The organism is Streptomyces sp. NBC_00247 (genome assembly GCF_036188265.1).
In the GTDB taxonomy this organism is placed as follows: domain Bacteria; phylum Actinomycetota; class Actinomycetes; order Streptomycetales; family Streptomycetaceae; genus Streptomyces.
In genome coordinates this window covers 2,956,745-2,979,091 of the sequence record NZ_CP108093.1, presented here as the reverse complement: position 1 = coordinate 2,979,091, position 22,347 = coordinate 2,956,745, and the positions used below count along the sequence as shown (strand labels likewise).

The window sequence follows — 22,347 nt, the reverse complement described above, 5'->3', positions numbered from 1 at the left end:
GCCGATCCAGCGCGCCGTGGCGGACGGACCGGCGGGAGTCGCGGACTCCGCTTTCGGCGGCCGACTGCCGACCTGGCAGAACCCGTCGTTCATGGGTACCGCGTCCCACGCGGTACTGGACGGCCGGGCCACCTCGGTACTCGGCGGAGCGTCCAACCCCGTGTCGGCCCGGCCCGTACCGGGTCTCGAACGCCGTTCGGGGGCACTGCCCTTGGCGGGCAACGACGCCACGGTGCAGCGCGCCCCGGCGGTACCGCTGCGGGCGCTTCCGGCGAGTTTCCCGGCGGCCCCCGGCGTGTCCGCAGGACCCGCGTCCGCGCGGGTCTCCGGCTCCCCGCAGGCGCGGGTGGCCCGGCCGGTGACGGCGGCGGGTCCGGTGCCCCCGGCTCCGGCGGTGCAGCGGAGTGCGCAGGCGGCCCCTGGTGGGGGTACGGCGGTACGGAGCACGCCGACGCGGAGCACGGAGGTACGGAGCACGGAGGTACGGAGCACGGCGGCGGCCGGTCCGGCCGGCGTGCCCGGTGCCGGTTCCGGCGCCGGTGCTGCCGCTGGTGGTGGCCGTGCCGGTTCGAGTCCGGCTCCGATAGCGGTGCTGCGGTCCGAGGCTCCTGCCGTTCCCGTCGTTCCGTCGGCCGCGCGCGCGGGCCTGCGGGTGACGCCGCTTCCGGCGGGCCCGTCCCCCTTGCGGACGGCTCTGACCCGGGCGCAGCCCGGGGCGGAGGTGCAGCGGCGGGTGCTGCCCACCGCGCGGCGGAGTGCCGCCCCCGCGAGCGCGGCAGCCCGTACGCCCGCCGGTGTCCCTTCCGGCGCCGGAACGCCGCCGGCCCCGGTGCGGCGAGCGGCTGCCCCGCGTGAAGGCGGGACGGCTCGGGAGGTGTCGTCGGACGGAGAGTCCGGATCCACGGGTGCCGGCCCGGTCAGTGCCGTTCCGGCTGGTGTCGTTCCGGTGGCTTCCGTGCCGGTGGCTTCGGGTCCGGTGGCCTCCGGTCCGGTCGTGCAGCGTGCCGCCGTGCAGCCCTCGGCCGTGGTGCGGCGTGCCGCCGCGGGGCAGGGCCCGTCCGCGGGCAGCCCTTCCAGGAGCGGGAGTACCGCCCACCGCGGCGGCGTTGAAGAAGCTCCGGCCGGTGGGGACGCGGTCCCGGCCCGTACCCCGGCAACGCCGGGCCCTGCCACGGGCGATGGAGCCGGGGCGGTACGCGGTGACACTCCGGTGCGGCGCGCGGTGGCCGGTGACGTTCCGGCGGTACGGGCCGGGGCCGACGACCGGCCCACGCCTTCCCCGCAGTCGCCCGGGGCCGCTCCCGGACCGGCTCTGCCCTCGGCTTCCCCGGTGGTGCCCGTCGCGGGTACCGCAGGGCCGGCCCCCGTCGTCCAGCGGCGGGCCGCGCCCGACTCCACCCCCCAGCGGCCCACGCACTCCGCTCCCGGCCGACCGCAGGGCGGCGCGCCCGCGCGGCCGACGCGTTCCGGCGGCGACGGTACGACGTCACCCCGGCCGGGTCCCGCGCCGTCCGGCGTGGCCTCCGGCCCGGTGCCGGCGGCTTCGCCGGTTCCGGGGACCGCCGCACAACGAGCCTCCGCCCGGCCGAAAACCCCGGCACCCGCCGCCACCCCCGCCCCGGCCACCCACGTCGGTCCAGCGGAGGAGCCCCCCGCCACGGGTCCGTCCGCGGCGTCGGCGCCCGCCCTCCCGCCCCACCCCGGCAACCCCGTCCAGCGGGCGGCGGCGCGCTCCGGTGACGCTCCGGCAGGGCCGACCGCGACGGCGGCCCCGACCGCCTCCGGCACGCCGGACCGGGCCGACGGGTCCGCGCCGTCGTCGACCGGAGCCCGCCCGGCCGCAGCCTCCGGCGTACCCCCCGTCCGGGGGAGCGCCGCCCGTCCGCGGTCCCGCCCGGGCCTGGGCGCTCCGATCGCCTCGGCGCCCACGGCGCGTGCGATCTCGCCGGCTCCGGGCATCCAGCGGGCGGTGTCCGCTCAGGCTCCGGGCATCCAGCGGGCGGGGTCCGCTCCGGCCACCCCGGCTGCCGCCCCGTCCGCGAGCGCCGCCCCGTCCGCCCCGTCCGCAGGCGTCGGCCCGTCCGCGAGCGCCGCCCCGTCCGCAGGCGTCGGCCCGTCCGCGAGTGCCGCCCCGGCCGCGAGCGCCGCCCCGGCCGCCCCGACCGCGAGCGCCGCCCCGGCCCCGGCCCGGAGCGCTCCGCGACGCTCGCCCCTCGGCGCCCCGATGAGCGCGGTCCCTGCCGGTGCCGTTCCCGCCGGTGCGGCTGCGCTGCCCGTACAGCTCGCGCGTACCACCCCGGCACCGGCCCCGGCACGAGCCCTGGGACCGGCACCGGCGCCCGCGCCCAGCGCACAGGCCTCGGCACCCGCACACGGCACGCAGGCCTCGGCACCCGCACACGGCACGCAGGCCTCGGCACCCGCGCACGGCACACCGGCCCCGGCCCCCGCACACGGCACACCGGCCCCGGCACCCGCGCACACCACGCCGCGACCTGGACCCGGCCCCGCGCACAGCGCTCCGGGTCCCCGCGGCTTCCCGCCGGTCCCGGTGGTCCAGCGGGCAACGGCGCAGCCTCGGCCCCCGAAGTCCCTGCCTCCGCTGCCCCTGCCGACGGCCGCGCCCGGTCCGGTACAGCCGTCGGCTCCGGCTCAGGCGTTCCCGGGCCCGGCAGTCCCGGCCCCGGCGGTCCCGGCTCCGGCGGTCCCGGCGCCGGCGTTTCCGACGACGGCGGCGCCGCCCGGGTCGACCGCGTTGCCTCCGGCGATGCCGCAGCCCGCCCCGGCCGCGCTCCGGCCGGCCCCGGCCCCGGCCGTGCTCCAGCGCAGCGTCGCGATGCCCGCGAAGGTGGTGCCGCTGCGCCGGCCGGCAGGACCGGCCCCGACGTCGGTGCCGGCACCGGTCCAGCCGGCCGGCGGTGCCGTCGCGGCGGTGGCGCCTCTCTCGGCTCCCGCCGCTTCCGCAGCCCCGATGCCGGTCGTCCAGCGGCTCTGGGGAAAGTCCCACAGGGCCGCCGGCCGGTCCGCCTCGTCCGCGATCGGCGCACTCGCCGCCTCCGCGGCGGCCACGGTGTCAGCCGGCCTCACCACGCGTCCCGGCCCCCCGGCCGGCCCGCCGCCTCCGTACACGCCGGCCGGTCCGCCGCCTCCGTACTCCCCGGAGTCCAGCGTGCCGCCGAACGACCCGCCGCCCGGGAACTCCCCGCCTCCGCCGGAGTACACGGCAGTACCCGACGACGGCTTCGACCCCCGGGCGCTCACCGACTTCCAGCTGGACGAGCTCGCGCACCGGCTCGTCGGCCGGATCACCCGGCTGATCCGCACCGAACTCCGCCTGGACCGCGAGCGGATCGGCAAACTCCGAGACCCCCGCCGCTGACCGCTCCGACCGCTCCGACCGTTCCGACTGTTCGCCTCCCGCCCGTTCCGACCGCTCCGCCCCGATCGTCCCGACCGCCGTGGGCCCCAGGCCTTCCGGCCGGGACGAACCCCCGACCGGCACGCACCACCGAAAGAAAGGTCCGCCGAGATGCCCTCCAGCCAAGACCCGGGCTCAACCATCTGGTTCTCCCTCAGCATCGACGGCGAAAGCCTCGGCTATTTCAACGGGTGCGAGGGGCTGGCGTCCGAGGTGGAGGTCGAGCACCACCAGGAGGGCGGCAACAACGGCTTCGTGTGGGCGCTGCCGACCAGAGTCACCTTCTCCACGATCCGGCTGACCCGGCCGCTCACCCCGGACACCGCGAAGGTCGCCAAGTGGATCTCGTCCGTGCAGACCGGGATCAAGCGGCCCACCGCGCAGATCGCGGCGCTGCGCGCGGACGGTTCGGAGGTCGCCAGCTGGGGTCTCATCGACGTGCTGCCGGTGCGCTGGACCGGTCCCACCCTCGACCCGGGCAGCCCGGCGGTGGCGACCGAGGTACTGGAGATCGCCCACCACGGATTCACGGGCTGAGGGGCGGGGACACGGTGGCCACCAAGGGCAGCAAGGGCGCGGGCAAGAGCCTCGTACGCGCCAATCTGGCGATCCACGAACCTCCGGTGGGCGACAGCACGTCACCCGGCGGGATCATGGAGACGTTCGCCTTCGACTTCAACCCGGCGCAGCTGTCGCTGAGTCGCCGCGCGCAGTGGAAGGCGACTCCGGCGCAGATCGAACGCACCGGCGCGAAGCCGGAGTTCATGGGCGTCGAGGCGATGCAGATGGGGCTGGAGGTCTTCCTCGACTCCTCCGGCGAACCGACCGGCAACACCGTGCTGAAGAAGGTGGAGTCGCTCCTCGAATGCTGCGAGGTGACCCTGAAGAGCATCGGGACCAAGCAGCCTTCGCCGCCCTGGGTCGTCTTCCAGTGGGGGTCGTTCTCGACGGCGCGGTTCACCGCCTACATCAGCTCCGTCGACGTGTCGTACACGGTCTTCGGCACCACGGGCGTCCCCATCCGGGCCACCTGCCGACTGCAGTTGCACGAGATCCCCAGCAAGACGCGTGGCCAGAACCCGACGTCCGGCGCGCTCACCGCGCAGCGCGTCCACCGGGTCGTGGCGGGCGACTCGTTGCAGTCGCTGGCCTGGCGGGAGTACGGCAACGCGGCCGCCTGGCGGTCGATCGCCCGCGCCAACGGCATCGACGATCCCCGGAACCTGCCGTCCGGTACCGAACTGGTCATGCCGTCCGCCGAGGAGGTGAGCGGCTGATGGTGCGGGCCGCGTTCTCCAACGTCGTCGACGTCAAGATCAATGGCGCCAAGATTCCGTCCGACCTCACCAGTGCCCTCGTCGACAGCCACGTGGACCAGGGGATGGGTGTTCCGGCGGCGTTCCGCCTCACCTTCCGCGACCCCTACCGGAAGATCCTCGGCAAGCTCGGGGTCACCTTCGGCAGCAGCGTGGTCATCACGCCGGTGGCCGACGGGAAGGGCGCCGGAGACCCGCTGCTGACCGGTGAGGTCACCGGCCTGGAGGTCGACTACGACGGCACCGGCACCTTCGCCGTCGTCCGGGGCTACGACCTCGGGCACCGCCTGCTGCGCCGCCGCCGGGTGACCGCCTTCCGCAGCCAGACCGCGTCCGACATCGCCAGGAAGCTGGCGGCCCAGGACGGCGTGCCCATCGGGACGATCCAGTCGACGAAGACCGTCTACGAGTTCATCAGCCAGTCCAACGTCACCGACTGGGACTTCCTCGCGCGGCTCGCCGACGAGAACGAGATGGTGATGTCCATCGACGCGAAGGGCACGTTCCAGTTCGTGCGGCCCAAGCCGTCCTCGGGCGCGCCCTCGCCGAGCACCGACGGGGACAAGAGCCCCTTCGTGTTGCAGGCGGGGCACGACATCCTGCGGCTGCGGGCCGCGGTCACCGCAGCCGACCAGGTCGGCAAGGTCCAGGCGCGCGGCTGGGACGTCACGACGAAGAAGGAGCTCACCGCCCTCTCGCCCGCGGTGTCCAACCCGGGCATCACCATCGGCACCACGCCGGGCGTCGCCGCCGCGAAGTTCGGCCCGGCGCCGCTGGTGGACACGGCGACCCCGTACGACAAGCAGGCCGAGGTGAAGTTCGCCGCCGAAGCGCTCGCCGACGACATCACGTCCTCGTTCGCCGAGGTGGAGGTCGTCGCGCGCGGGAACCCCAAGCTGCGGCCGGGCGTTCCGGTGGCCCTGGCCGACGTGGGCAAGCCCTTCGAGGGCAAGTACACCGTCACGTCGGTGCGCCACGTCTTCGGCGACGGCAAGCACTACGAGACCTGGGTGACGGTCAGCGGACGCCAGTGGCGCTCGCTGTACGGCCTCACCTCCGGCGGCTCGGAGACCGCGCCGCGACTGCCCAGCGTGGCCAACGCCCTGGTCACCGACGTCAACGACCCGCTCAAACAGGGGCGCGTCAAGCTGCGCTTCCCCTGGCTGGACGACACGTACGTCAGCGACTGGACGCGCACCGTGCAGATGGGCGGCCTCGCCGGCGGCGGGATCTTCCCGCTCGACGTCAACGACGAGGTGCTCGTCGGGTTCGACCGGGGCGCTCTGGATCACCCGTTCGTGATCGGCGGGCTCTACAACGGCAAGGACGTGCCGACCCCCGTCAGGGACGTGCCGCTGCACGACGCCTCGCGGAAGACGGCGGCCCGGCACACCGTCTCCGACCGGGACGGCAACCGCATGGACCTGCTCAGCCAGAAGACCGGTACGCGCAAACAGGGCGTCCGGCTCGCCTCCGGGGACCAGCAGTTGATCATCCAGCTGGACCGGACCAACACCGAGATCATCGTGGACAGCAAGGGCTCCGTGACGATCAAGGGCAGCCGGTCGGTGTCGGTGGAAGCGGGTACCGACCTGACGCTCAGCGCCCGGCGTGCCCTGACCATCAAGAGCGGCGGTCCGCTCAGCATCAGCGGCAGCGGCGCGGTCAACGTCAGGGCCGCGGGCGAACTGGGGCTGAACGCGGTCGGCGCCCTGAGCATGAACGCCGTGGGCGCCGCGATGCTCACCGGTGGGGGAACCGTGCAGATCACCTCCGCCGTCAATACCACGATCAAGGCCCCCACCACGCTGGTCACGTCTCCCGCGTTCCTGGCCAACGGAATCCCGGTGATATGAGCGAGAACCCCAACGGAAGGCAGGAGAAGGTCTGATGGCCGAGCAGTTCGTCGGGTCCGGCTGGTCGTTCCCCCTGCGCATCGGGCCCACCGGCGGGATCGCCCTGGTCAGCGGCGAGCGGGAGATCGAAGAGGCGATCAGGCTGGTCCTGTCCACGGCACCCGGGGAGCGGCCGATGCGGCCGGACTTCGGCTGCGCCATCCAGGATCTGGTGTTCGCGCCGGTCAACGAGCAGACCGCGGGCCGCATCCAGCACGAGGTGTACGTCAGTCTGGACCGCTGGGAGCCGCGCATCGAGGTCGACGACATCGAGGTCACCGTGGGCACCGACCAGAGCGTCCTCTTCATCGACGTCCGCTACTCGATCCGCGGCACCAACAACCCCCGCAGCCTCGTCTTCCCCTTCTATGTCATCCCGTCCCACGAGGAGCCCGACGCCGGCCCCGCCCTGGGCAACTCTTCCGAAAGCGACCGTTGATGGCCCTGCCCTCCCCGAATCTCGACGACCGCCGCTTCCAGCAGTTCGTCGACGACGCCAAGCGTTACATCCAGCAGCGCGCCCCGGAGTGGACCGACCACAACGTCTCCGACCCGGGCATCACCCTCGTCGAGACGGTGGCGCACATGGCCGACGAGATCGTCTACCGGCTCAACCGGGTCCCGGACAAGAACCACTTGGCCTTCCTCGACCTGGTGGGCATCACGCTGTTCCCGCCCTCCGCCGCCCGTACGGAGGTGACGTTCTGGCTCTCGGCGCCGCAGGAGGAGCCGGTGACCGTACCGCTCGGCACCGAGGTGGCCACCTCGCGCACCAGCGACGAGGAAGCGGTCGTCTTCAGTACCGAAGTCGAACTCGTGCTCTGGAACTGCGGGTTGAAGCATCTGATGGTGCAGCGGCGGGGCGAGCCCGCGCTGGACCGCACGCACGACCTCGCCGACGACGCGAAGGACGTGCTCTGCTTCTCCGAGTCACCCGCCCCGGGCGACTGCATGCTGCTGGGCCTGACCGGCGCGGTGCCGCACTGCGCGGTCACCCTGGAACTGGACAGCCGGGTCGACGGTGTCGGCGTGGATCCCCGGCAGCCTCCGCTGGTCTGGGAGGCGTGGACCGAGGACGGCTGGCAGCTCTGCGAGGTCGACCGGGACGGCACCGGCGGCCTCAACCGGCCAGGTGAGGTGATCCTGCACGTCCCCGGCGGGCACGTGCTCTCCCGCAACGCCGGTCAGGAGGCGGGCTGGCTGCGGTGCCGGGTCACCGAACCCCACCCCGGCCAGCCCTTCTACACCACCTCGCCCACCGTCCGCTCCGCCGAGGGCTTCACCATCGGCGGCACCGCACCCGTCGTCCACGCCGAGACGGTCTACGACGAGGCGCTCGGCGAGTCCACCGGGCTGCCGGGGCAGCGGCTGCGGCTCGCGCACGGACCCGTGGTCGGCGACACCCCGCCGGTCCTGCTGCAGACCGCCGAGCACGAGGGGTGGACGGACTGGCAGGTCGTCCCGCACTTCGCGGCCTCGGGCCCGGACGACCGCCACGTCACCGTGGACGCCGCGACCGGCGAGATCGCCTTCGGACCGGCGGTGCGCGAACCCGACGGGTCCCTGCGCCAGTACGGCATGGCGGCGCCCAAGGGCTCACCCGTACGCGCCCGCAGCTACCGCACCGGCGGCGGCCGGGCCGGCAACGTGGCCCGTGGTGCCGTACAGGTCCTGCGCACCTCCATCCCGTACGTCTCCGAGGTCGTCAACCGTGAGGCCGCGCGCGGCGGCGTGGACGGCGAGACGGTCGAGGAGGCGAAGGTCCGCGCCCCGATCACACTGCGCGCCCAGGAACGCGCGGTGACCCTGCGCGACTACGAGGAACTGGCCCGTCGGGCCGCCCCCGAAACCGCGCGCATCTCCTGCCTGGAGGGCGAGGAGAGCGAGTACGGCGCTTACGCGGTACGGGTGTTGGTGGTGCCGCAGGCGATACCGGACCCGGGTGGTCGACTCCGCTTCGAGCAACTGGTGCCCGGCGACGCACTGTTGGAGCGCATCACGCGCCACCTGGACGAACGCCGCCTGATCGGGACCCGGCTGGCGGTCGGTCCGCCCTTCTACCAGGGCGTCACCGTCGTCGCCACCGTGCACGCCTTCCGCGGCGTCGACACCGACCTGGTGCGCCGACGGGTGCACGACGCCCTCTACCAGCACCTCGACCCGCTGACCGGTGGCGCGGACGGCAAGGGATGGCCGTTCGGGCGGCCCGTGCAGGCCGGCGAGGCCTTCGCGGTGCTCCAGCGGATTCCCGGCGTCGAGCTGGTGGACGAGGTCATGCTCCACCCCGCCGACCCGCTGACCGGAAAGCGCGGCGAGGCGACGAACCGCATCGACCTGTCGCCGCCCTCCCTGGTGTTCTCCTTCGACCACCGCGTCCGGGTGATCGGGGACAACTCCACGGGGGACAAGGAACGCGGCACCGGGAGCCACGGATGAGAGGCTCCGTCGACGGACTCGGTTCGTCCTCACCGATCGGTGCGATGCTGCCCGCCGTCTTCGCCGACGACGACCTCGCCCTGCGCTTCGTCGACGGGCTCGACGAGGTGTTCGCACCCATCCACACCGCGCTGGACTGCCTCGACTCCTACTTCCGTCCCTCGCTGGCGCCCCTGGACTACGCCCGGTGGCTGACCGGTTGGGTCGGTGCGGAGACCGACGGCACCGAACCCGAGCCGCTGCTGCGTGCCGCCGTGGCGACCGCCGCGTACCTGCACCGCATCCGCGGCACCCGGCGCGGCCTGGCCGAAACGGTCCGGCTCGCCTTCGGCGTCGCACCGGAGATCAGCGAGAGCGGGGGCGCCGACTGGACCGCCCGCCCGCTGGGCCCGATCCCCGGCATCCCCCGCCCCCATCTGCACGTACACCTCAGGCTGCCCGATCCGACCACGGCGGACCACTACCGCCTGGACGGCATCGTCGCCGCAGCCCGGCCCGCCCACATGCCGTACACGGTCCAGGTGACCGCCGGCGATCCGTCCGAAAGGACCTCGGAGAAATGACCACGCAGAACTGCGCCGAATGCGGCACCCGCGCGGAACCGGGCTTGTCGTTCTGCGACGCGTGCGGGGCCGTACTGGGCTGGGCCGACCGGCCGGCGGCCACGGCGGGTGCCGCGAGCGGCGCCCGCGGCCACGGCGGAGGCGCCGGTGAGGCGTCGGAAGGCCCCGCCCCGGCCCCCGCCCCGGCCCCCGCCCCGGCCCCCGCTCCGGCCTCGTCGGCGCCCTCGTCCACGGACGCCGCTCCGGCGTCCGCCGAACCCGGCTGGGACGCCTTCGCCCGGCCCGGCGGCGGCGCGGGGCTGCCCCGGCAGTCGCGGGAGCCGCGGGGCCCGGAGCCCCTCGCCCACGAGAGCTCCCCGTACGCCGCCCCGGCCGGCCCGGCCCAGGGGGCGTACGGCCACGCCGCGTACGACGAGGCTCCCGCCGCCGCGCCGTACCCGCAGGGCGCCCGGTCCTCCGGGTACGGCACGTACGAGGCCCGCGACGAGGCCGACACCCAGGAGGTCCCGGGGGCGGCGGACGACGGCGGCATGGCGGACCGTGCCCGTCGCCTCATCGTCCCGGTCGCCGACCCCGGACCCCTGGCGGCGCCCTCGGTCGCCCCGGTCCTGCCCGGCCGGCCGGCCCCCCAGCGCCCGCAGACCGTACAGGCCCCGGGCGAGGAACTCGGTGTGGACGGGGGCACGCCCTGCCCCTGGTGCAGCACCCGCAACCGGCCCGACCGGCACTACTGCGCCCGCTGCGCGATGCCCATGGCGGGCGACCGGCACGTGGAGGGCCGCCGGCTGCCGTGGTGGCGCCGACTGCTGGACACCCGTACCCGGGAGACCCCGTGGGCGGGCGACCGCCCCCGGGTGCGCCGCACCTTCGACCGCGTCCTGGGCTGGGTGGGGGCGGCGGTCGTGGTGACCCTGGTGATCGTGGCGGCGGTCCACATCCCCGACGGCGTCCGGGCGACCCGCGACCACTTCTCCAAGCGGGCCCCCGTCTCGCCGGACCACGTCACCGCGTCCCGCTCCTACCAGGGCCACAAGCCGGACTCGTCCTTCGACAAGCTCAACAACACCTGGTGGGGCCCCGGGGTGTCCGAGTCGGGCAAGGGCCAGTGGATCGAGGCCTCCTTCGACACGCCGACCCGTCTGCTGAACGTGATCGTGATGCCGGGGGTCTCGTACCGCGCCGACCAGAACGGCGAGCAGGCGCTCCCGCACCGCGTCGATGTCACCGTGACCCAGTCCAGCGGCAAGGTCACCCACCGCGAACTCGTCCTGGACGACGGCGCCGGAGGCCAGACCCGCGACTTCCGTTACGACGACGTCACCAAGGTCCGCTTCACCGTCGAGTCCGCCTACCACACCTCCGCGAAGAAGCAAGTCGCCTTCGCGGAGATCGAGTTCTTTGGACCGTCGCAGTCCCGCTGACCTCGCCCCGTCGGGGCGGAGCGCCCGCACCGGAGCCCGGGACGGAAGTCATCCGTCCCGGGCTCCGGTGCGTGGGTGCGCCGAGGGGACCCTGCGGGCGTACGCCGGACCGGACGCGACCGCCCGTGCGCGAGCGACCCGGCCTCCGGCGCCCCGGTGGTCCCGGCGGCTGCGGGGCGGCCCCCGCCTCATCGCCTGCGGCCCCGGCTCACGCCTCGCCCCGCCTCACCGTCCCGCCGCACCCCCGTACAGGTCCCGCCGTGCCGTGGTGAAGCGGCGCAGGGAGTCGGGGAGCGGGGTGATGCCGATGCCGGGGGACGTGGGGACCGGGAGGTGGCCGTCCTGGAGGACGAACGGCTCGGCGATGTCCTCGGCGAAGTAGCGGCTGGAGGCGGAGGTGTCGCCGGGGAGGGTGAAGCCGGGAAGGGCGGCGAGGGCCAGGTTGGGGGCGCGCCCGATGCCGGTCTCCAGCATGCCGCCGCACCAGGCGGGTACGCCGTGGGCGGCGGCGACGTCGTGCAGGCGGCGGGCCTCCAGGTAGCCGCCGACGCGGGCGGGCTTGATGTTGACGACCCGGCAGGCGTCCATGGCGAGGGCCGAGGCGGTGTCGCGGGCGTTGTGCAGCGACTCGTCCAGGCAGACCGGGGTGGCGATGCGGCGCTGGAGGAGGGCGTGGGCGTGGAGGTTGTTCTCCTCCAGCGGCTCCTCGATGAGCAGCAGGCCGAACTCGTCCAGGCGGCGAAGGTGTTCGGCGTCGGCCAGGGTGTAGGCGGTGTTCGCGTCCACCTGGAGCGGCAGCTCGTCGCCGAAGCGGTCGCGGACCGCGCGGACGGGCTCGACGTCCCAGCCGGGTTCGATCTTCAGCTTGATCCGGACGTACCCCTCGGCGAGGTACCCCGCCACGTCGTCCAGGAGGGCGGGGACGGAGTCCTTGATGCCGACGGACACCCCGGCGGGCACCCGGTCGCGGGTGGCACCGAGGAAGGTGGCGAGGGACATCTCGTGGGCCCGCAGCTCGGCGTCGAGCACGGCCGTCTCCAGGGCCGCCTTCGCCAGCTCGTGTCCCTTCACCTTCGCCATGTCGGGGGCGAGGAGGGCCGTCGTCAGGTTCTGGCGGGCGGTGACCCGGGGGAGCAGGAAGTCGCGGCGAGGGTGGCGCCCACGGAAAGCAGGGTGAGCTGCCACATGCCCATCGTGCGCTTCAGCTCGCTGCCTGGAGGCACTTCGGCGGACACGTCCTGCCGCTTGGTCAGCCTGTGCTTCAGGCCGCCGCCGGGACCGTTGCCCGGCATCGTCCGGACCGTCTCCATGGCACCGCTCCTCTCGTTCCGCGCTGTAGGGGTCGACCTGATGATGCTGAGTGCCGACCGTGCGGGGGTGAGAATATCCGCCAGAAAGCGTGGTGCCCCTTTGGCCGAAAGGCCAAAGGGGCACCACGCGGGTGCTGCGGTCCGCCCCTGCGGAACGGGAGAGTCCGCTGCGGTGGCGACGGGGTGCGGGCGGCATGGCGGGTCTCGGGGGGCGGGATGGTTTCGCAGGTCATCGCCAACTCGGCGGCCGTGCGCCCCCGCTGGGCGGACCGTGCCGGGACGGCCGCGCCGGGGCCTGCCGCCGGCCCCGGCCGACGGCTGGTCGTGGACGGCCGGGAAGCCGGTCCGGGCAGCCGCGCGAGCCCCGCGTGAGTGCCCGCCGGATCTCCCGGCGGCGTGACGCACTCCACGCCCGGACTCTGGCGACGGGCCGCCCGTTGCCCCTCACCGGCTGCCCCGCCATCGGCTCCCCCGGTTCCCCGGCGGACCGGCGGGTCTCAGACGGTGAGGCCCGCCAGGGTGCGGGAGACCGTCGCGAGGACGGCGTCGGACTCGGGCTCCAGGAAGAAGTGGCCGCCGGGGAAGGTGTGCACGGTGCAGGTGCCGGCGGTGTGGCGGCGCCAGGCGTCGGCCTCCTCGGCGGTGGTGAGGGGGTCCTCGGAGCCGGTCAGCACGGTGAGGGGGGAGCGGAGGACGGTGCCGGGCGGGCACCGGTAGCTCTCGACGGCGCGGTAGTCGCCCCGTACGGCGGGGAGCACCAGCTCGACCAGTTCGGGGTTCTCCAGCAGCTGGGTGTGGGTGCCGCCGAGCCGCTTGATCCGGGCGAGGAGGCCCTCGTCGTCCAGTGAGTGGACCGGCTCGGCCGCCGCGCGGACGGTGTCCGGCGCGCGGCGGCCGGAGACGAACAGCATCGACGGCGCCTCCTCGCCCGCCAGGTCCCGCCGCCGGGCCACCTCGAACGCGAGGGAGGCGCCCATGCTGTGGCCGAAGAAGGCCAACGGGCTTGCGATGGTCCGAAGTTGCCGGTGGATGGCGTCGGCGAGTTCGCCGAGGTCCTCCATGCACGGTTCGGCGAACCGGTCCTGCCTCCCCGGGTACTGGACGGCCACCACGTCGACCGAGGGCGCGAGGGCCGCCGAGAACGGGTGGAAGTAACCGGCGGATCCACCGGCGTGCGGGAAGCACACCAGGGTGACGGCGCCCGCGTCGGCGGCGTGGTAGCGGCGGAGCCAGGGGTTGGTCTCCATGCGTGGTGCGGTCATGGTGCTGCCTCTTTCGGTTCGTCCGGTCGTCGGAGGCCGGAACGCCCGGGGTCTCATGTGGATCAATGCCCGGTGACGCACCCCGGAACCTGCCGGAGCCCGACTTCCGGTAGCTCTCAGTATCCGGCGATCGCCTTGTGAGGGCGGCTGGATGATGGAATCCTCGGTGTGGACGGAGCAGGGGCGCGGGGGTGCTCCGACGTCAGGGGGGAATCTTGTCGACGGAGACCGGGGAACGTCTGCTCAACCTGACTCTGGGGGTGGCGACGCTTTTCTTCACCGCCGTCGCCTTCGCCGCGAGCATCTTCGGCGGGCGGGAGGGTGAGCATCAACAGCAGTGGATCATCGCCGGTGTGGTCGCGTCCGCGGTCGCCGTGTACGCGGGCAACAGTGAACGGGTCAGGCTGTCCGCGTACCGTGCGCGGATGCAGCGGTCCGCTCTCCAGGCGCAGCGGAACTACGAGAGCCTGATCGCCAACCTGGCCCCGAGCACCGCACAGGCGGCCGTTCTCGGGGACCGTACGCTCCCGGCTCCCGAGCAGAGTGTGCGCAGGGGGCGGTTCGACCAGTCGGTCGTCGTGGGAGTGTCCGAGATCAGCGAGGGGTCCCGGGGCGTCTTCTACTCCTGGAACTCCACCACCCGGATCTTCACGCTGGTGTCCCAGTGGCCGTCTTCGGCCCTGCCCGAAATCACCAGTGGTGACGCGGTCTACCCCCTGCTCGAACTGATAGTGAAGGGCGGGTCGACTCTGCGCATGGGTGACATCGCATCGCCCTTCGACCGGACGCCGCCGCCCGTCGCCGACGAGCGGGTCGCCGTGGTGCAGGTGAAGGTGAACGCGACGGCGATCGGGATTCTGGTGCTGGACGGGAAGATGCCGAAGTCCGCGCCGCCGCCCGACGGATTCTCCGCCCGTGACCTGCGGGAACTGCTTCTCTACGCCGACATGCTCGCCGCCACCCTCGGCGCCGGCTGACGATCAGGAGGTCGATGTGTCCGAGCAGAACCCGGGGACGAACGATCGTGACGACCGGACTTTCGACGCCTTCGACCGGGACCGGGTCGGACGCCCGGAGCGGGGCCGGGACCGTGCGGAGGACACCTACGCCGGGTCGGACGAGGGCTCATGGAGCCTGCGGTCCGAGGTCGTCCTCAACGCCCTCCGACCGCCTCATGAGTTCACCTCGACGCGGGGCGACGTGGAGCGCTTGGCGGAGGCGGAAGTGCGGCAGCAGTTCGCCGAGGTGTACGAGGACCTGCCGGGCGCGCTCGGCGGGCTCGGCGTGGCGGCGGCGGGTGCGAGCGCGGCGACCGCGTTCTTCGTGACGCTGGGGACCCTGTGGTTCCTGCTTCCCGCGATCCTCGCGGCCTGCTTCACCGTGGTGTTCCTGTGGGCCGGCCTCCGGCGGCGCGGCCGGCCCAGGACCCGCCCCCCGCAGGCCGCCCACGCACGGGACTGACCGGGGCCGGAGACGGAACGGGCGCGGTAAGCCACGCGCCTTCCGTGTTCATCTTGTGTTCATGTCGTGTACTCAGGCCATTCAGATAAGGATTTCATAAGTTCCTCATCTCTTGCCGATTCCTTACGTGGAGGAAGAAGACGAACGGACGGCACGAAGGGGAGCCATGACTGGCTGGCTGGGGCGACTGCGCCCACAGGTTCGCGGCACGAAAGCCGCCGGGCCGGGACGGACCGTCGACGCGGTGGCCGGAGTGCCGGCGGCAGACGCGGACCGAGCGACGGGCGCGTACTCCGGTGCCGGGCCGCAGCCCGCGGGCGAGGAAGCCCTGCGGGTGGCCAGTCGGCTGCACGCCTTCAACCGGTACGAGCTCAAGTACCTGGTCCCCGTCGACCGGGCGGCCTCGATCCGGGACGAGCTGGGCGAACGCATGGACCGCGACCCACACAGTCCGGTGGGCGGCTACGGCGTGTGGAGCCTCTACTACGACACCCCTCAACTCCGCTTCTACTGGGAGAAGATCGAGGGCCTGAAGTTCCGCCGCAAGCTCCGCATCCGGCACTACGGAGACCTCGACGGGATCACCGACGCCTCGCCGGTCTGCGTGGAGATCAAGCAGCGGGTCAACCGGGTCACCCAGAAGCGCCGCATCACGCTGCCGTACGAGACGGCCCGGCGGATGTGTGACGACCGGCAGATGATCGAGCACTCGCCGAAGGAAGCCGCCTTCGTCGAGGAGGTCCTCGAACTCGCCGTACGCCTCAACCTCCAGCCCACCGCCATCACCGGCTACCAGCGCGAGGCCCTCGTCGGCCGCGACCAGGACACCGGCCTGCGCGTCACCTTCGACCGGCGCGTCCGGGGGCGCGACCGCGACTTCCACTTCGGCACGGCCGGTGCGGAGAACCGCTTCACGATCCCGCCGCACATGTCGGTCATGGAGATCAAGGTCAACGAGCGCACCCCGCACTGGATCACCGACCTCGCGGCCCGCCGCGACCTCAGCCTGATCCGGGTGTCCAAGTACGTCCAGTCCATCGAGGCGTTCGGGCTCGCGCCCCGCTCGGTGTTCCACGTGCGGGAGGAAGACCTCCCGCCGGCTCCGGCCCACCCCACCACCGGCGACGGAACCCCGTTCGCCGTGTCCCCCACCCGACTCCCCGCCCCGGGGCGCCTGACGGAGGCTTTCCGCCCGTGAATCTCGACCTGCAGGACCTGAGCGGCACGTTCAGCGTCATGGACATCGTCCTGGCGATGACCCTGTCCTTCGTGCTCTCCACCGTGATCGGTTACGTCTACCGGGCCACGCACAAGAACGTCTCGTACAGCCAGTCGTACGTCCAGACGCTGGTCATCGTCGGCATGGTCGTCGCGCTGATCATGCTCGTCGTCGGCTCCAACCTGGCGCGCGCGTTCTCCCTCGTCGGCGCCCTGTCCGTGGTCCGCTTCCGCAACGCGGTCAAGGAGACCCGGGACGTCGGCTTCGTCTTCCTGGTGATGGCGATCGGCATGGCGTGCGGAGCGCGCTTCTACACCCTGGCGGCGGTCGGCGGAGTCGTCATCGCGCTGATCATCTTCCTGATGAGCCGCTTCGACCTGTTCGCCCTCAACGTGCAGCGCCAGGTCGTGAAGGTCCAGCTTCCCGCCGGTGAGGACCACACCCCGAGCATCCAGGACGTACTGCTGCGCCTGACCGACGAGTTCGAACTGGTGAGCACCGAGTCCATCCGGGGCGGCACGCTGACCGAGGTGTTCTACACCGTCCGCATCAAGAAGGGCCATGAGCCCGGCGAGTTGGTCGCGGCGCTCCAGGAGCGCACGCGGGGCCAGCGCGTCACGGTGCTCACCGGTTACGACCAGACGGACCTGTGATGGAGGAGGTGGAGGGGAGCGCCGGCGAGGAGCGGCGCACCCCGCCCCGCAAGCGGCTCGCGCACCGCGTACCCCTGCCGGTGCGCCACCACTGGAGGCCGGTCGGCCTGCTCTGCGCGGGACTCGCCGTGCTGCTGGTCTTCTTCTCGGACGCCCGGGTCACCCCGTTCGTCACCAGCGCCTCCGCCGAGGACGCCGACCTCATCACCGAGAACCTGCCGGGCACGGTCGGCCTGTACGACACGACGGCCGCGCACACGTTCCGGATCGAGTACGACCAGACCGACTTCGACAAGATGATGAAGGCGTACGAGAAGGACGGCACCAAGGACTACATCGAGGCCGACCTCACCATCGACGGCACCTACCTCAACGACGTCGGCATCCGCCTCAAGGGGAACTCCACGCTGCAGAGCCTGCGCGGCTCCGGCGGCGGGGCCAAAGGGCCTGACGGGGCCGGAGGATTCGGCGGATTCGGCGGCCAGGGAGGCCCGCAGGGCCAGGGCCAGGACCAGCAGGAACAAGGCCAGGGCCAGCAGGGCCAGGGCCAGCAGGGCCAGCAGGGCCAGCAGGGCCAGGGCCAGGGCGGCCAGGCCGCCGGCGGGATGCGGGCGGGTGGTGGCGGCGGTGGCGGGATGACGCAGTACTCCCTCTCCGCCGACAAGCCCGAAGAACTCCCGTGGCTCGTGAAGATCGACGAGTACGTGGAGGGGCGCGCGTACCAGGGAAACCGCGAGATCTCCCTGCGTCCGGGCGTGAGCGATCAACTCCCGCTGAACGAAGCCCTCTCGCTCTCCCTCATGGAGAAGTCCGGACAGCCCGCCGAGAAGTTCGGGTTCGTGGACCTCACCGTCAACAACCGCCCCGCGGCAACCCGGTTGATGGTGGAGAACCCGAGCAAGGACTACGTGGAGCAGCAGGTCACGGGTGACGGGGTGGCGTACAAGGCCCGTGCGGGCGGTAGTTTCGACTACGTCGGTGACGATCCGACCGACTACGAGACGTCCTTCAAGCAGCTCAACAAGAAGGGGAGTCAGGACCTCGCCCCGGTGATGCGGCTGCTGAAGTGGGTGGATCAGGCGTCGGACGAGGAGTTCGCCGCCGACCTCGACAGTTACGTGGACGTCGATTCGTTCGCCGAGTACGTGGCGACGCAGAACCTGATCCTGAACTTCGACGACATGGCGGGGCCGGGGAACAACTACGTGCTCTGGTACGACCTGGGCACCAAGAAGTTCTCCGTCCTCGGATGGGACTTCAACCTGACCTTCAGCGGCGACGCGACCAGTGGCCCCGACGACAGCACCAGCATGGGCGGCTTCGGCGGTGGCGGTGGTGCGATGCCCGGCGCCGCGACCGGAGACCAGGGCGCGACCGGTGCCCCGGGCGCAACCGGCTCCCAGGACGCGGCCGGTGGCCAAGGCGCCTCGGCCGAGGGGCAGTTCCCGGGAGGTGGGGAACCCCCCGCCGACGGCTTCCCCTCCGGCGGCCAAGGCGGCCCCCCTGGCGCCCGGGGCGCCGAGGGCCAAGGCGCCGACGGCCAGGCGGCAGGCGGACGCGTGGGCGGCGGTGGTGGCATGGGCGGGAACGCTCTGAAGGAGAAGTTCCTGGCGGCCGACGCCTTCGACGCCGTCTACCACGCCGCGTACAAGAAGCTCTACGAGCAGTACTACGGCTCCGGGTACGGCACCTCCACCCTCGACACCCTCGTCACCGCCGCGAAGAAGTCGGGCGCGGACGCCTCCGGGGTCGAGGCCACCGCGAAGTCCCTGCGGACCACGCTTGCTTCGCGCACGGAGAGCCTGGCCAAGGACGAGGTGATCACCGGCGGCTGAGCGGGACGCCCGTCCACGGGTGGCAGCCCGTACCCCACCACGGGTGCGGGCTGCCACCCGTTCGGGTAAGCCCGGCCCCCGCTCACCCCCAGCCGCTGCGCAGGGTCGCCGCCGCCTTGTAGGTCCGCAGTACCGGTGCCGTCTCGATCCGGTCGATGGTGCTCCAGGCGACCTTGCGGGTCAGATAGCGGTGCAGTTCCTCGGTGTCCCGGCAGAGCGCCTGGGCGACGAGATTGGTGGGCCCGGTCGTGGCCACCACCATCGCCAGCTCCTCGTGCTCGGCGAGCGCGTGGGCGACCTCGTCCAGGTGCGCGGGCGCCACCTGCATCCAGAGCAGCGCCGAGACGGTCGCGCCCAGCAGCGCCGGGTCCACGTCGACGTCGAAGAAGAGCGCCCCGCGCGCCCGCAGTTCGGCGAGTCTGCGGGTCACTGTCGAGGCGGTCGAGCCGGTCGCCCCGGCGAGGTCGGCGTAGCTGGCCCGCGCGTCGTCGCGCAGCGCCTCCAGGAGCAGCCGGTCGGCGTCGGTCAGCAGATGGGCGGGCGCCCCGGTGGCGGAGCCCGTACCCGCACCCGAGACGCCTTCGGCGCGCAGCCGTGCCTGCTGCTCGGGGTCCAGCGCGTCGACCCTGCCCCGCCACGCGGACGGGCCGCCGAGGTAGGTGTGCAGCAGGTAGTGCGCGGAGACCGAGGTGATCCCGGCGGTGCGCGGGACGTCGCGCAGCAGCAGCGCGTGGGCGTCCGGGCCCGCCGGGGTGGTGCGGATGACCGCCACGATCTCGGTGCCGCCGGAGGCCAGTCGTACCCACGAGGTGTCGGGGCGGCGCGCGAGCGCGAGGGCGATGTCGTGCGCGGCACGGGTCGCGGCGGTCAGCCGTACGAACCACTGGTGAGTGCCTGAGCTGCGCGGGTCGGGGAGGGCGACCACCCGCAGTCCCGCCTGCGCGTGCAGCCGGCGGTAGCGGCGGACCACGGTCTGGACGGAGCAGCCGAGGACCTCCGCGACGAGTGTGAAGGGCGCCCGCCCGTTCACGTGCAGAGCGTGGACCAGGCCGCGGTCCAGATCATCGAGTACGAGCATATTCGTCAAAGTAGCCGAGCCGGATGGAAGTAATCACCGATCTTGGCTTCCGGGCTGGAATCCGACAGGGGCGCGGCGGGACCGTGGCTGTCGTCCGCCGCAGGCTATCGGCCACCGGGCGTCAGCCACGGCCCGCCGCCTGCCGCCCGCCGGTCTCCGTCACAGCCACATCCACAGCCATCGTCCCGCAGGGGGAGCGCCGTGTCCCGTACCTCGCGCCGCAGTACGCCCGCCGTCTCCGGCCCGGCGAAGGACCCGACGACGGACCCGGCACCGGGCGCCCCCTGGCCGCGCCGCTGGTCCGCGCTGGTGGCGGTGCTGGTCGCCGAGGCCATGAACCTTCTTGACGCGACGATCGTCCAGGTGGCGGGGCCGGTCGTGCACGTCGATCTCGGCGGGGCGGCGGCCACCATTCCGTGGTTCAGCGCCGCGTACACCCTCACGTTCGCGCTGGCACTGCTGACCGGTGCGTGGCTGGGGGACAGGGCCGGGCGGCGGCGGGTCTTCCGTATCGGCGTGGTCGCCTTCGCCGTCACCTCGGCGGCCTGCGCGTGCGCTCCGGGGCCGGCGGCGCTGATCGGGCTGCGGGCGCTCCAGGGAGTCGCCGCCGCGCTGATCGTCCCGCAGACCTTCGGGCTGATCCGGGCGATGTTCGACGGTGAGGAGCTGCCCCGGGCGCTCGGGGCGATCGGCCCGGTCATGGGCCTGTCCGCCGTGCTCGGGCCGGTGCTCGGCGGGGTGCTGACCCATGCCGACGTGCTCGGTTCGTCCTGGCGCGCGGTCTTCCTCGTCAACCTCCCGCTCGCCGCCGCCGTGCTGGCGATCGCGCCCCGGCTGCGGGAGGACCGTGCTCCCGTCCTCCCGCAGCCGGATCGCGTGGTGGAAGTCCCGCCTGCCCGGCGACGACTGGCACGCACGCACCAGACGCCGCCGGACCCGTCCTCCGGGCGACCGGTGCCGCTTCCACCACCCGGCCTGGACCTGGCCGGGACCCTGCTCGCGACGGTCGGCATCGCCCTGGTGGTGTGCCCGCTGGCCGGCGGATCGGGCGCCCCGGGCCCGCGGGCCTGGGCGACTGCGGGAGCGGGTGCCGCCGTACTCGTGGGGTTCGTCCTCCAGCAGCGGCGTACCGCCCGCCGGGGCCGGGCCCCGCTGATCGCGCCGGCGTTGCTGCGGGGGCGGGCGTTCCCCGCGGCGCTCGCCACGTCGACGCTGTTCTTCGCCGTGATGAACGCCGTCATGACCGTGGTGGTGCTCCACCTCGAACTGGGCCTCGGCCGGGGGCCCCTCGCCGCCGGACTGACGCTGCTGCCGTGGTCGACGGGGCTTGCCGCCGGCTCCTGGGCGGCGGGCGACCGGCTCGTCCCCCGGTACGGGTCCACCCGCGTCCTGCACACCGGTGTCGCGGTCCTCGCCGCCGGTCTCCTGGCAGCCTGCCTCGCGTACGGGGCGAGCGGCCCGGGCGCGTACCCGGTGTACCTGCCGGCCGCGCTCCTCGTCGCGGGCGTGGGCACCGGGCTGTTCACGACTCCGTTCTTCGCCGTGGCGCTCAGCGGCGTCGGTCCGCAGGAGACCGGCTCCGCCGCCGGACTCCTCAACGCCGTCCAGCAGCTCGGCGGCACCCTCGGCGTCGCGGTCGTCGGCGGTGTCTACCTCGCCGGTGCGGGTGGCGGAGGCGGCGCTGCTCACGCGCTCACGGGTACGGGCTCAGCGGGCGCCGCCGCACGGGCGGCCCTGCTCACCGCCGGGCTGATCCTCGCGGCGACGGCACTCGCGGCTGCCGCCATGACCTCCGCCTCCCGCAGGGGCGCGGTCGCCCCCGTGCCGGATCAGCCGCGCAGGTAGGCCAGTACGGCCAGCACGCGGCGGTTCGTCTCCTCGGAGAGGGAGAGGTCGAGCTTGGTCAGGATCGAGCCGAAGTGCTTGCTGACCGTACCCTCGTTGACGGTGAGGGCGTCGGCGATCGAGGCGTTGGACCTGCCTTCCGCCATCAGCGCGAGGACCTCCTGCTCGCGCGGGGTGAGCCGGGCGAGCGGATCGCGGCGGTGCCGGATGAGCTGGCGGACCACCTCGGGATCGACCACCGTGTCCCCGGCGGCGACCCGGGCCACCGCCGCCGCGAACTCCTCGACGTGGCCGATCCGTTCCTTGAGCAGATAGCCGACGGCCGTGCCGTCGGCCGAGTCCAGCAAATCCTCCGCGTAGGAGCGCTGGACGTACTGGCTGAGGACCAGGACCGGCAAGTCCGGCTGACCGGTGCGCAGTTCGACGGCCGCCCGCAGGCCCTCGTCGGTGAAACCGGGCGGCATCCGGACGTCGGTCACCACGATGTCCGGGCGGTACGACTCCACGGCGGCGGCCAGTTCCCCGGCGGTTCCGACGGCGGCCACCACCTCGTGTCCGAACCGGGTGAGTACCCCGACCAGTCCCTCGCGCAGCAGTACGCCGTCCTCGGCCAGTACCACGCGCAAGCCCCCGCC

The 22,347-nt window shown here is 73.3% G+C and carries 22 protein-coding genes; 15 read left to right on the top strand and 7 right to left on the bottom strand.

The window, feature by feature from the left end:
- Positions 1–1,977: 1,977 nt before the first annotated feature.
- Both OHT52_RS12575 and OHT52_RS12570 read right to left on the bottom strand, forming a co-directional pair.
- A complete protein-coding gene (locus OHT52_RS12575) occupies positions 1,978–2,295 on the bottom strand; it encodes a hypothetical protein (RefSeq protein WP_328720235.1) in 318 nt (105 codons plus the stop codon).
- Positions 2,296–2,652: 357 nt separating this feature from the next.
- Entirely contained in the window at positions 2,653–3,090 is a 438-nt protein-coding gene (locus OHT52_RS12570) for a hypothetical protein (RefSeq protein WP_328720234.1), read from the bottom strand.
- A 79-nt stretch (positions 3,091–3,169) separates the two neighbouring features.
- Here OHT52_RS12570 and OHT52_RS12565 point away from each other — a divergent pair, with 79 nt between their 5' ends.
- The 8 genes from OHT52_RS12565 (at position 3,170) to OHT52_RS12530 (ending at position 11,049) form a co-directional block, all read left to right on the top strand.
- Complete coding sequence (locus OHT52_RS12565) at positions 3,170–3,379, top strand: hypothetical protein (RefSeq protein ID WP_328720233.1); 210 nt, start codon at positions 3,170–3,172, stop codon at positions 3,377–3,379.
- A 150-nt stretch (positions 3,380–3,529) separates the two neighbouring features.
- On the top strand, positions 3,530–3,955 hold the full coding sequence (locus OHT52_RS12560) for a phage tail protein (protein ID WP_266707272.1): 426 nt from the start codon (positions 3,530–3,532) through the stop codon (positions 3,953–3,955).
- 14 nt (positions 3,956–3,969) lie between these two features.
- Positions 3,970–4,695, top strand: coding sequence for a CIS tube protein (locus tag OHT52_RS12555; RefSeq protein WP_328720232.1), 726 nt, complete (start codon positions 3,970–3,972; stop codon positions 4,693–4,695).
- On the top strand, positions 4,695–6,590 hold the full coding sequence (locus tag OHT52_RS12550; protein ID WP_328720231.1) for a VgrG-related protein: 1,896 nt from the start codon (positions 4,695–4,697) through the stop codon (positions 6,588–6,590). The genes OHT52_RS12555 and OHT52_RS12550 overlap by 1 nt, the downstream gene beginning before the upstream one ends.
- A 34-nt stretch (positions 6,591–6,624) precedes the next feature.
- A complete protein-coding gene (locus OHT52_RS12545) occupies positions 6,625–7,068 on the top strand; it encodes a GPW/gp25 family protein (protein ID WP_328720230.1) in 444 nt (147 codons plus the stop codon).
- Positions 7,068–9,065: a putative baseplate assembly protein gene (locus OHT52_RS12540; protein ID WP_328720229.1), complete on the top strand. Its 1,998-nt coding sequence runs from the start codon at positions 7,068–7,070 to the stop codon at positions 9,063–9,065. Before OHT52_RS12545 ends, OHT52_RS12540 begins: the two co-directional genes overlap by 1 nt.
- On the top strand, positions 9,062–9,628 hold the full coding sequence (locus OHT52_RS12535) for a phage tail protein (protein WP_328720228.1): 567 nt from the start codon (positions 9,062–9,064) through the stop codon (positions 9,626–9,628). Before OHT52_RS12540 ends, OHT52_RS12535 begins: the two co-directional genes overlap by 4 nt.
- Positions 9,625–11,049 carry an NADase-type glycan-binding domain-containing protein gene (locus OHT52_RS12530; RefSeq protein WP_328720227.1) on the top strand — a complete coding sequence of 475 codons (1,425 nt, stop codon included), beginning with the start codon at positions 9,625–9,627 and terminating at the stop codon, positions 11,047–11,049. The genes OHT52_RS12535 and OHT52_RS12530 overlap by 4 nt, the downstream gene beginning before the upstream one ends.
- A gap of 225 nt (positions 11,050–11,274) precedes the next feature.
- Here OHT52_RS12530 and menC read toward each other — a convergent pair whose 3' ends face one another.
- Together menC and OHT52_RS12520 are read right to left on the bottom strand one after the other, a co-directional pair.
- Positions 11,275–12,234 carry an o-succinylbenzoate synthase gene (gene menC / locus OHT52_RS12525; protein ID WP_328720226.1) on the bottom strand — a complete coding sequence of 320 codons (960 nt, stop codon included), beginning with the start codon at positions 12,232–12,234 and terminating at the stop codon, positions 11,275–11,277.
- Positions 12,153–12,359 carry a hypothetical protein gene (locus OHT52_RS12520; protein ID WP_328720225.1) on the bottom strand — a complete coding sequence of 69 codons (207 nt, stop codon included), beginning with the start codon at positions 12,357–12,359 and terminating at the stop codon, positions 12,153–12,155. Before OHT52_RS12520 ends, menC begins: the two co-directional genes overlap by 82 nt.
- 216 nt (positions 12,360–12,575) lie before the next feature.
- Here OHT52_RS12520 and OHT52_RS12515 point away from each other — a divergent pair, with 216 nt between their 5' ends.
- A complete protein-coding gene (locus OHT52_RS12515; RefSeq protein WP_328720224.1) occupies positions 12,576–12,731 on the top strand; it encodes a hypothetical protein in 156 nt (51 codons plus the stop codon).
- Positions 12,732–12,856: 125 nt separating this feature from the next.
- Here the strand turns inward: OHT52_RS12515 and OHT52_RS12510 are convergent, their stop codons facing one another.
- Entirely contained in the window at positions 12,857–13,621 is a 765-nt protein-coding gene (locus OHT52_RS12510) for a thioesterase II family protein (protein WP_328720223.1), read from the bottom strand.
- Between the two features lie 215 nt (positions 13,622–13,836).
- Here OHT52_RS12510 and OHT52_RS12505 point away from each other — a divergent pair, with 215 nt between their 5' ends.
- The 5 genes from OHT52_RS12505 to OHT52_RS12485 all read left to right on the top strand — a co-directional run bounded on the left by OHT52_RS12505 (position 13,837) and on the right by OHT52_RS12485 (position 18,789).
- Entirely contained in the window at positions 13,837–14,598 is a 762-nt protein-coding gene (locus OHT52_RS12505) for a hypothetical protein (protein WP_328720222.1), read from the top strand.
- Positions 14,599–14,614: 16 nt separating this feature from the next.
- Positions 14,615–15,082 carry a hypothetical protein gene (locus OHT52_RS12500; protein WP_328720221.1) on the top strand — a complete coding sequence of 156 codons (468 nt, stop codon included), beginning with the start codon at positions 14,615–14,617 and terminating at the stop codon, positions 15,080–15,082.
- 334 nt (positions 15,083–15,416) lie between these two features.
- Positions 15,417–16,280, top strand: a complete 864-nt coding sequence (locus OHT52_RS12495; protein WP_328723712.1) for a polyphosphate polymerase domain-containing protein — start codon at positions 15,417–15,419, stop codon at positions 16,278–16,280.
- Positions 16,277–16,954 (top strand): DUF4956 domain-containing protein, encoded by a 678-nt coding sequence (locus tag OHT52_RS12490; RefSeq protein WP_328720220.1) that lies wholly within the window; start codon positions 16,277–16,279, stop codon positions 16,952–16,954. Before OHT52_RS12495 ends, OHT52_RS12490 begins: the two co-directional genes overlap by 4 nt.
- Positions 16,954–18,789 carry a CotH kinase family protein gene (locus OHT52_RS12485; protein WP_328720219.1) on the top strand — a complete coding sequence of 612 codons (1,836 nt, stop codon included), beginning with the start codon at positions 16,954–16,956 and terminating at the stop codon, positions 18,787–18,789. The genes OHT52_RS12490 and OHT52_RS12485 overlap by 1 nt, the downstream gene beginning before the upstream one ends.
- 82 nt (positions 18,790–18,871) lie before the next feature.
- Here OHT52_RS12485 and OHT52_RS12480 read toward each other — a convergent pair whose 3' ends face one another.
- Entirely contained in the window at positions 18,872–19,867 is a 996-nt protein-coding gene (locus OHT52_RS12480; RefSeq protein ID WP_328720218.1) for an Lrp/AsnC family transcriptional regulator, read from the bottom strand.
- A gap of 201 nt (positions 19,868–20,068) precedes the next feature.
- Between OHT52_RS12480 and OHT52_RS12475 the strand changes: the two genes are divergently transcribed.
- Positions 20,069–21,712, top strand: coding sequence for an MFS transporter (locus tag OHT52_RS12475; protein WP_328720217.1), 1,644 nt, complete (start codon positions 20,069–20,071; stop codon positions 21,710–21,712).
- On the opposite strand, the gene OHT52_RS12470 is transcribed toward OHT52_RS12475, so the two are convergent.
- Positions 21,697–22,338 carry a response regulator transcription factor gene (locus tag OHT52_RS12470; protein ID WP_328720216.1) on the bottom strand — a complete coding sequence of 214 codons (642 nt, stop codon included), beginning with the start codon at positions 22,336–22,338 and terminating at the stop codon, positions 21,697–21,699. The two genes, OHT52_RS12475 and OHT52_RS12470, sit on opposite strands and share 16 nt — an antisense overlap.
- Between the last annotated feature and the right edge of the window lie 9 nt (positions 22,339–22,347).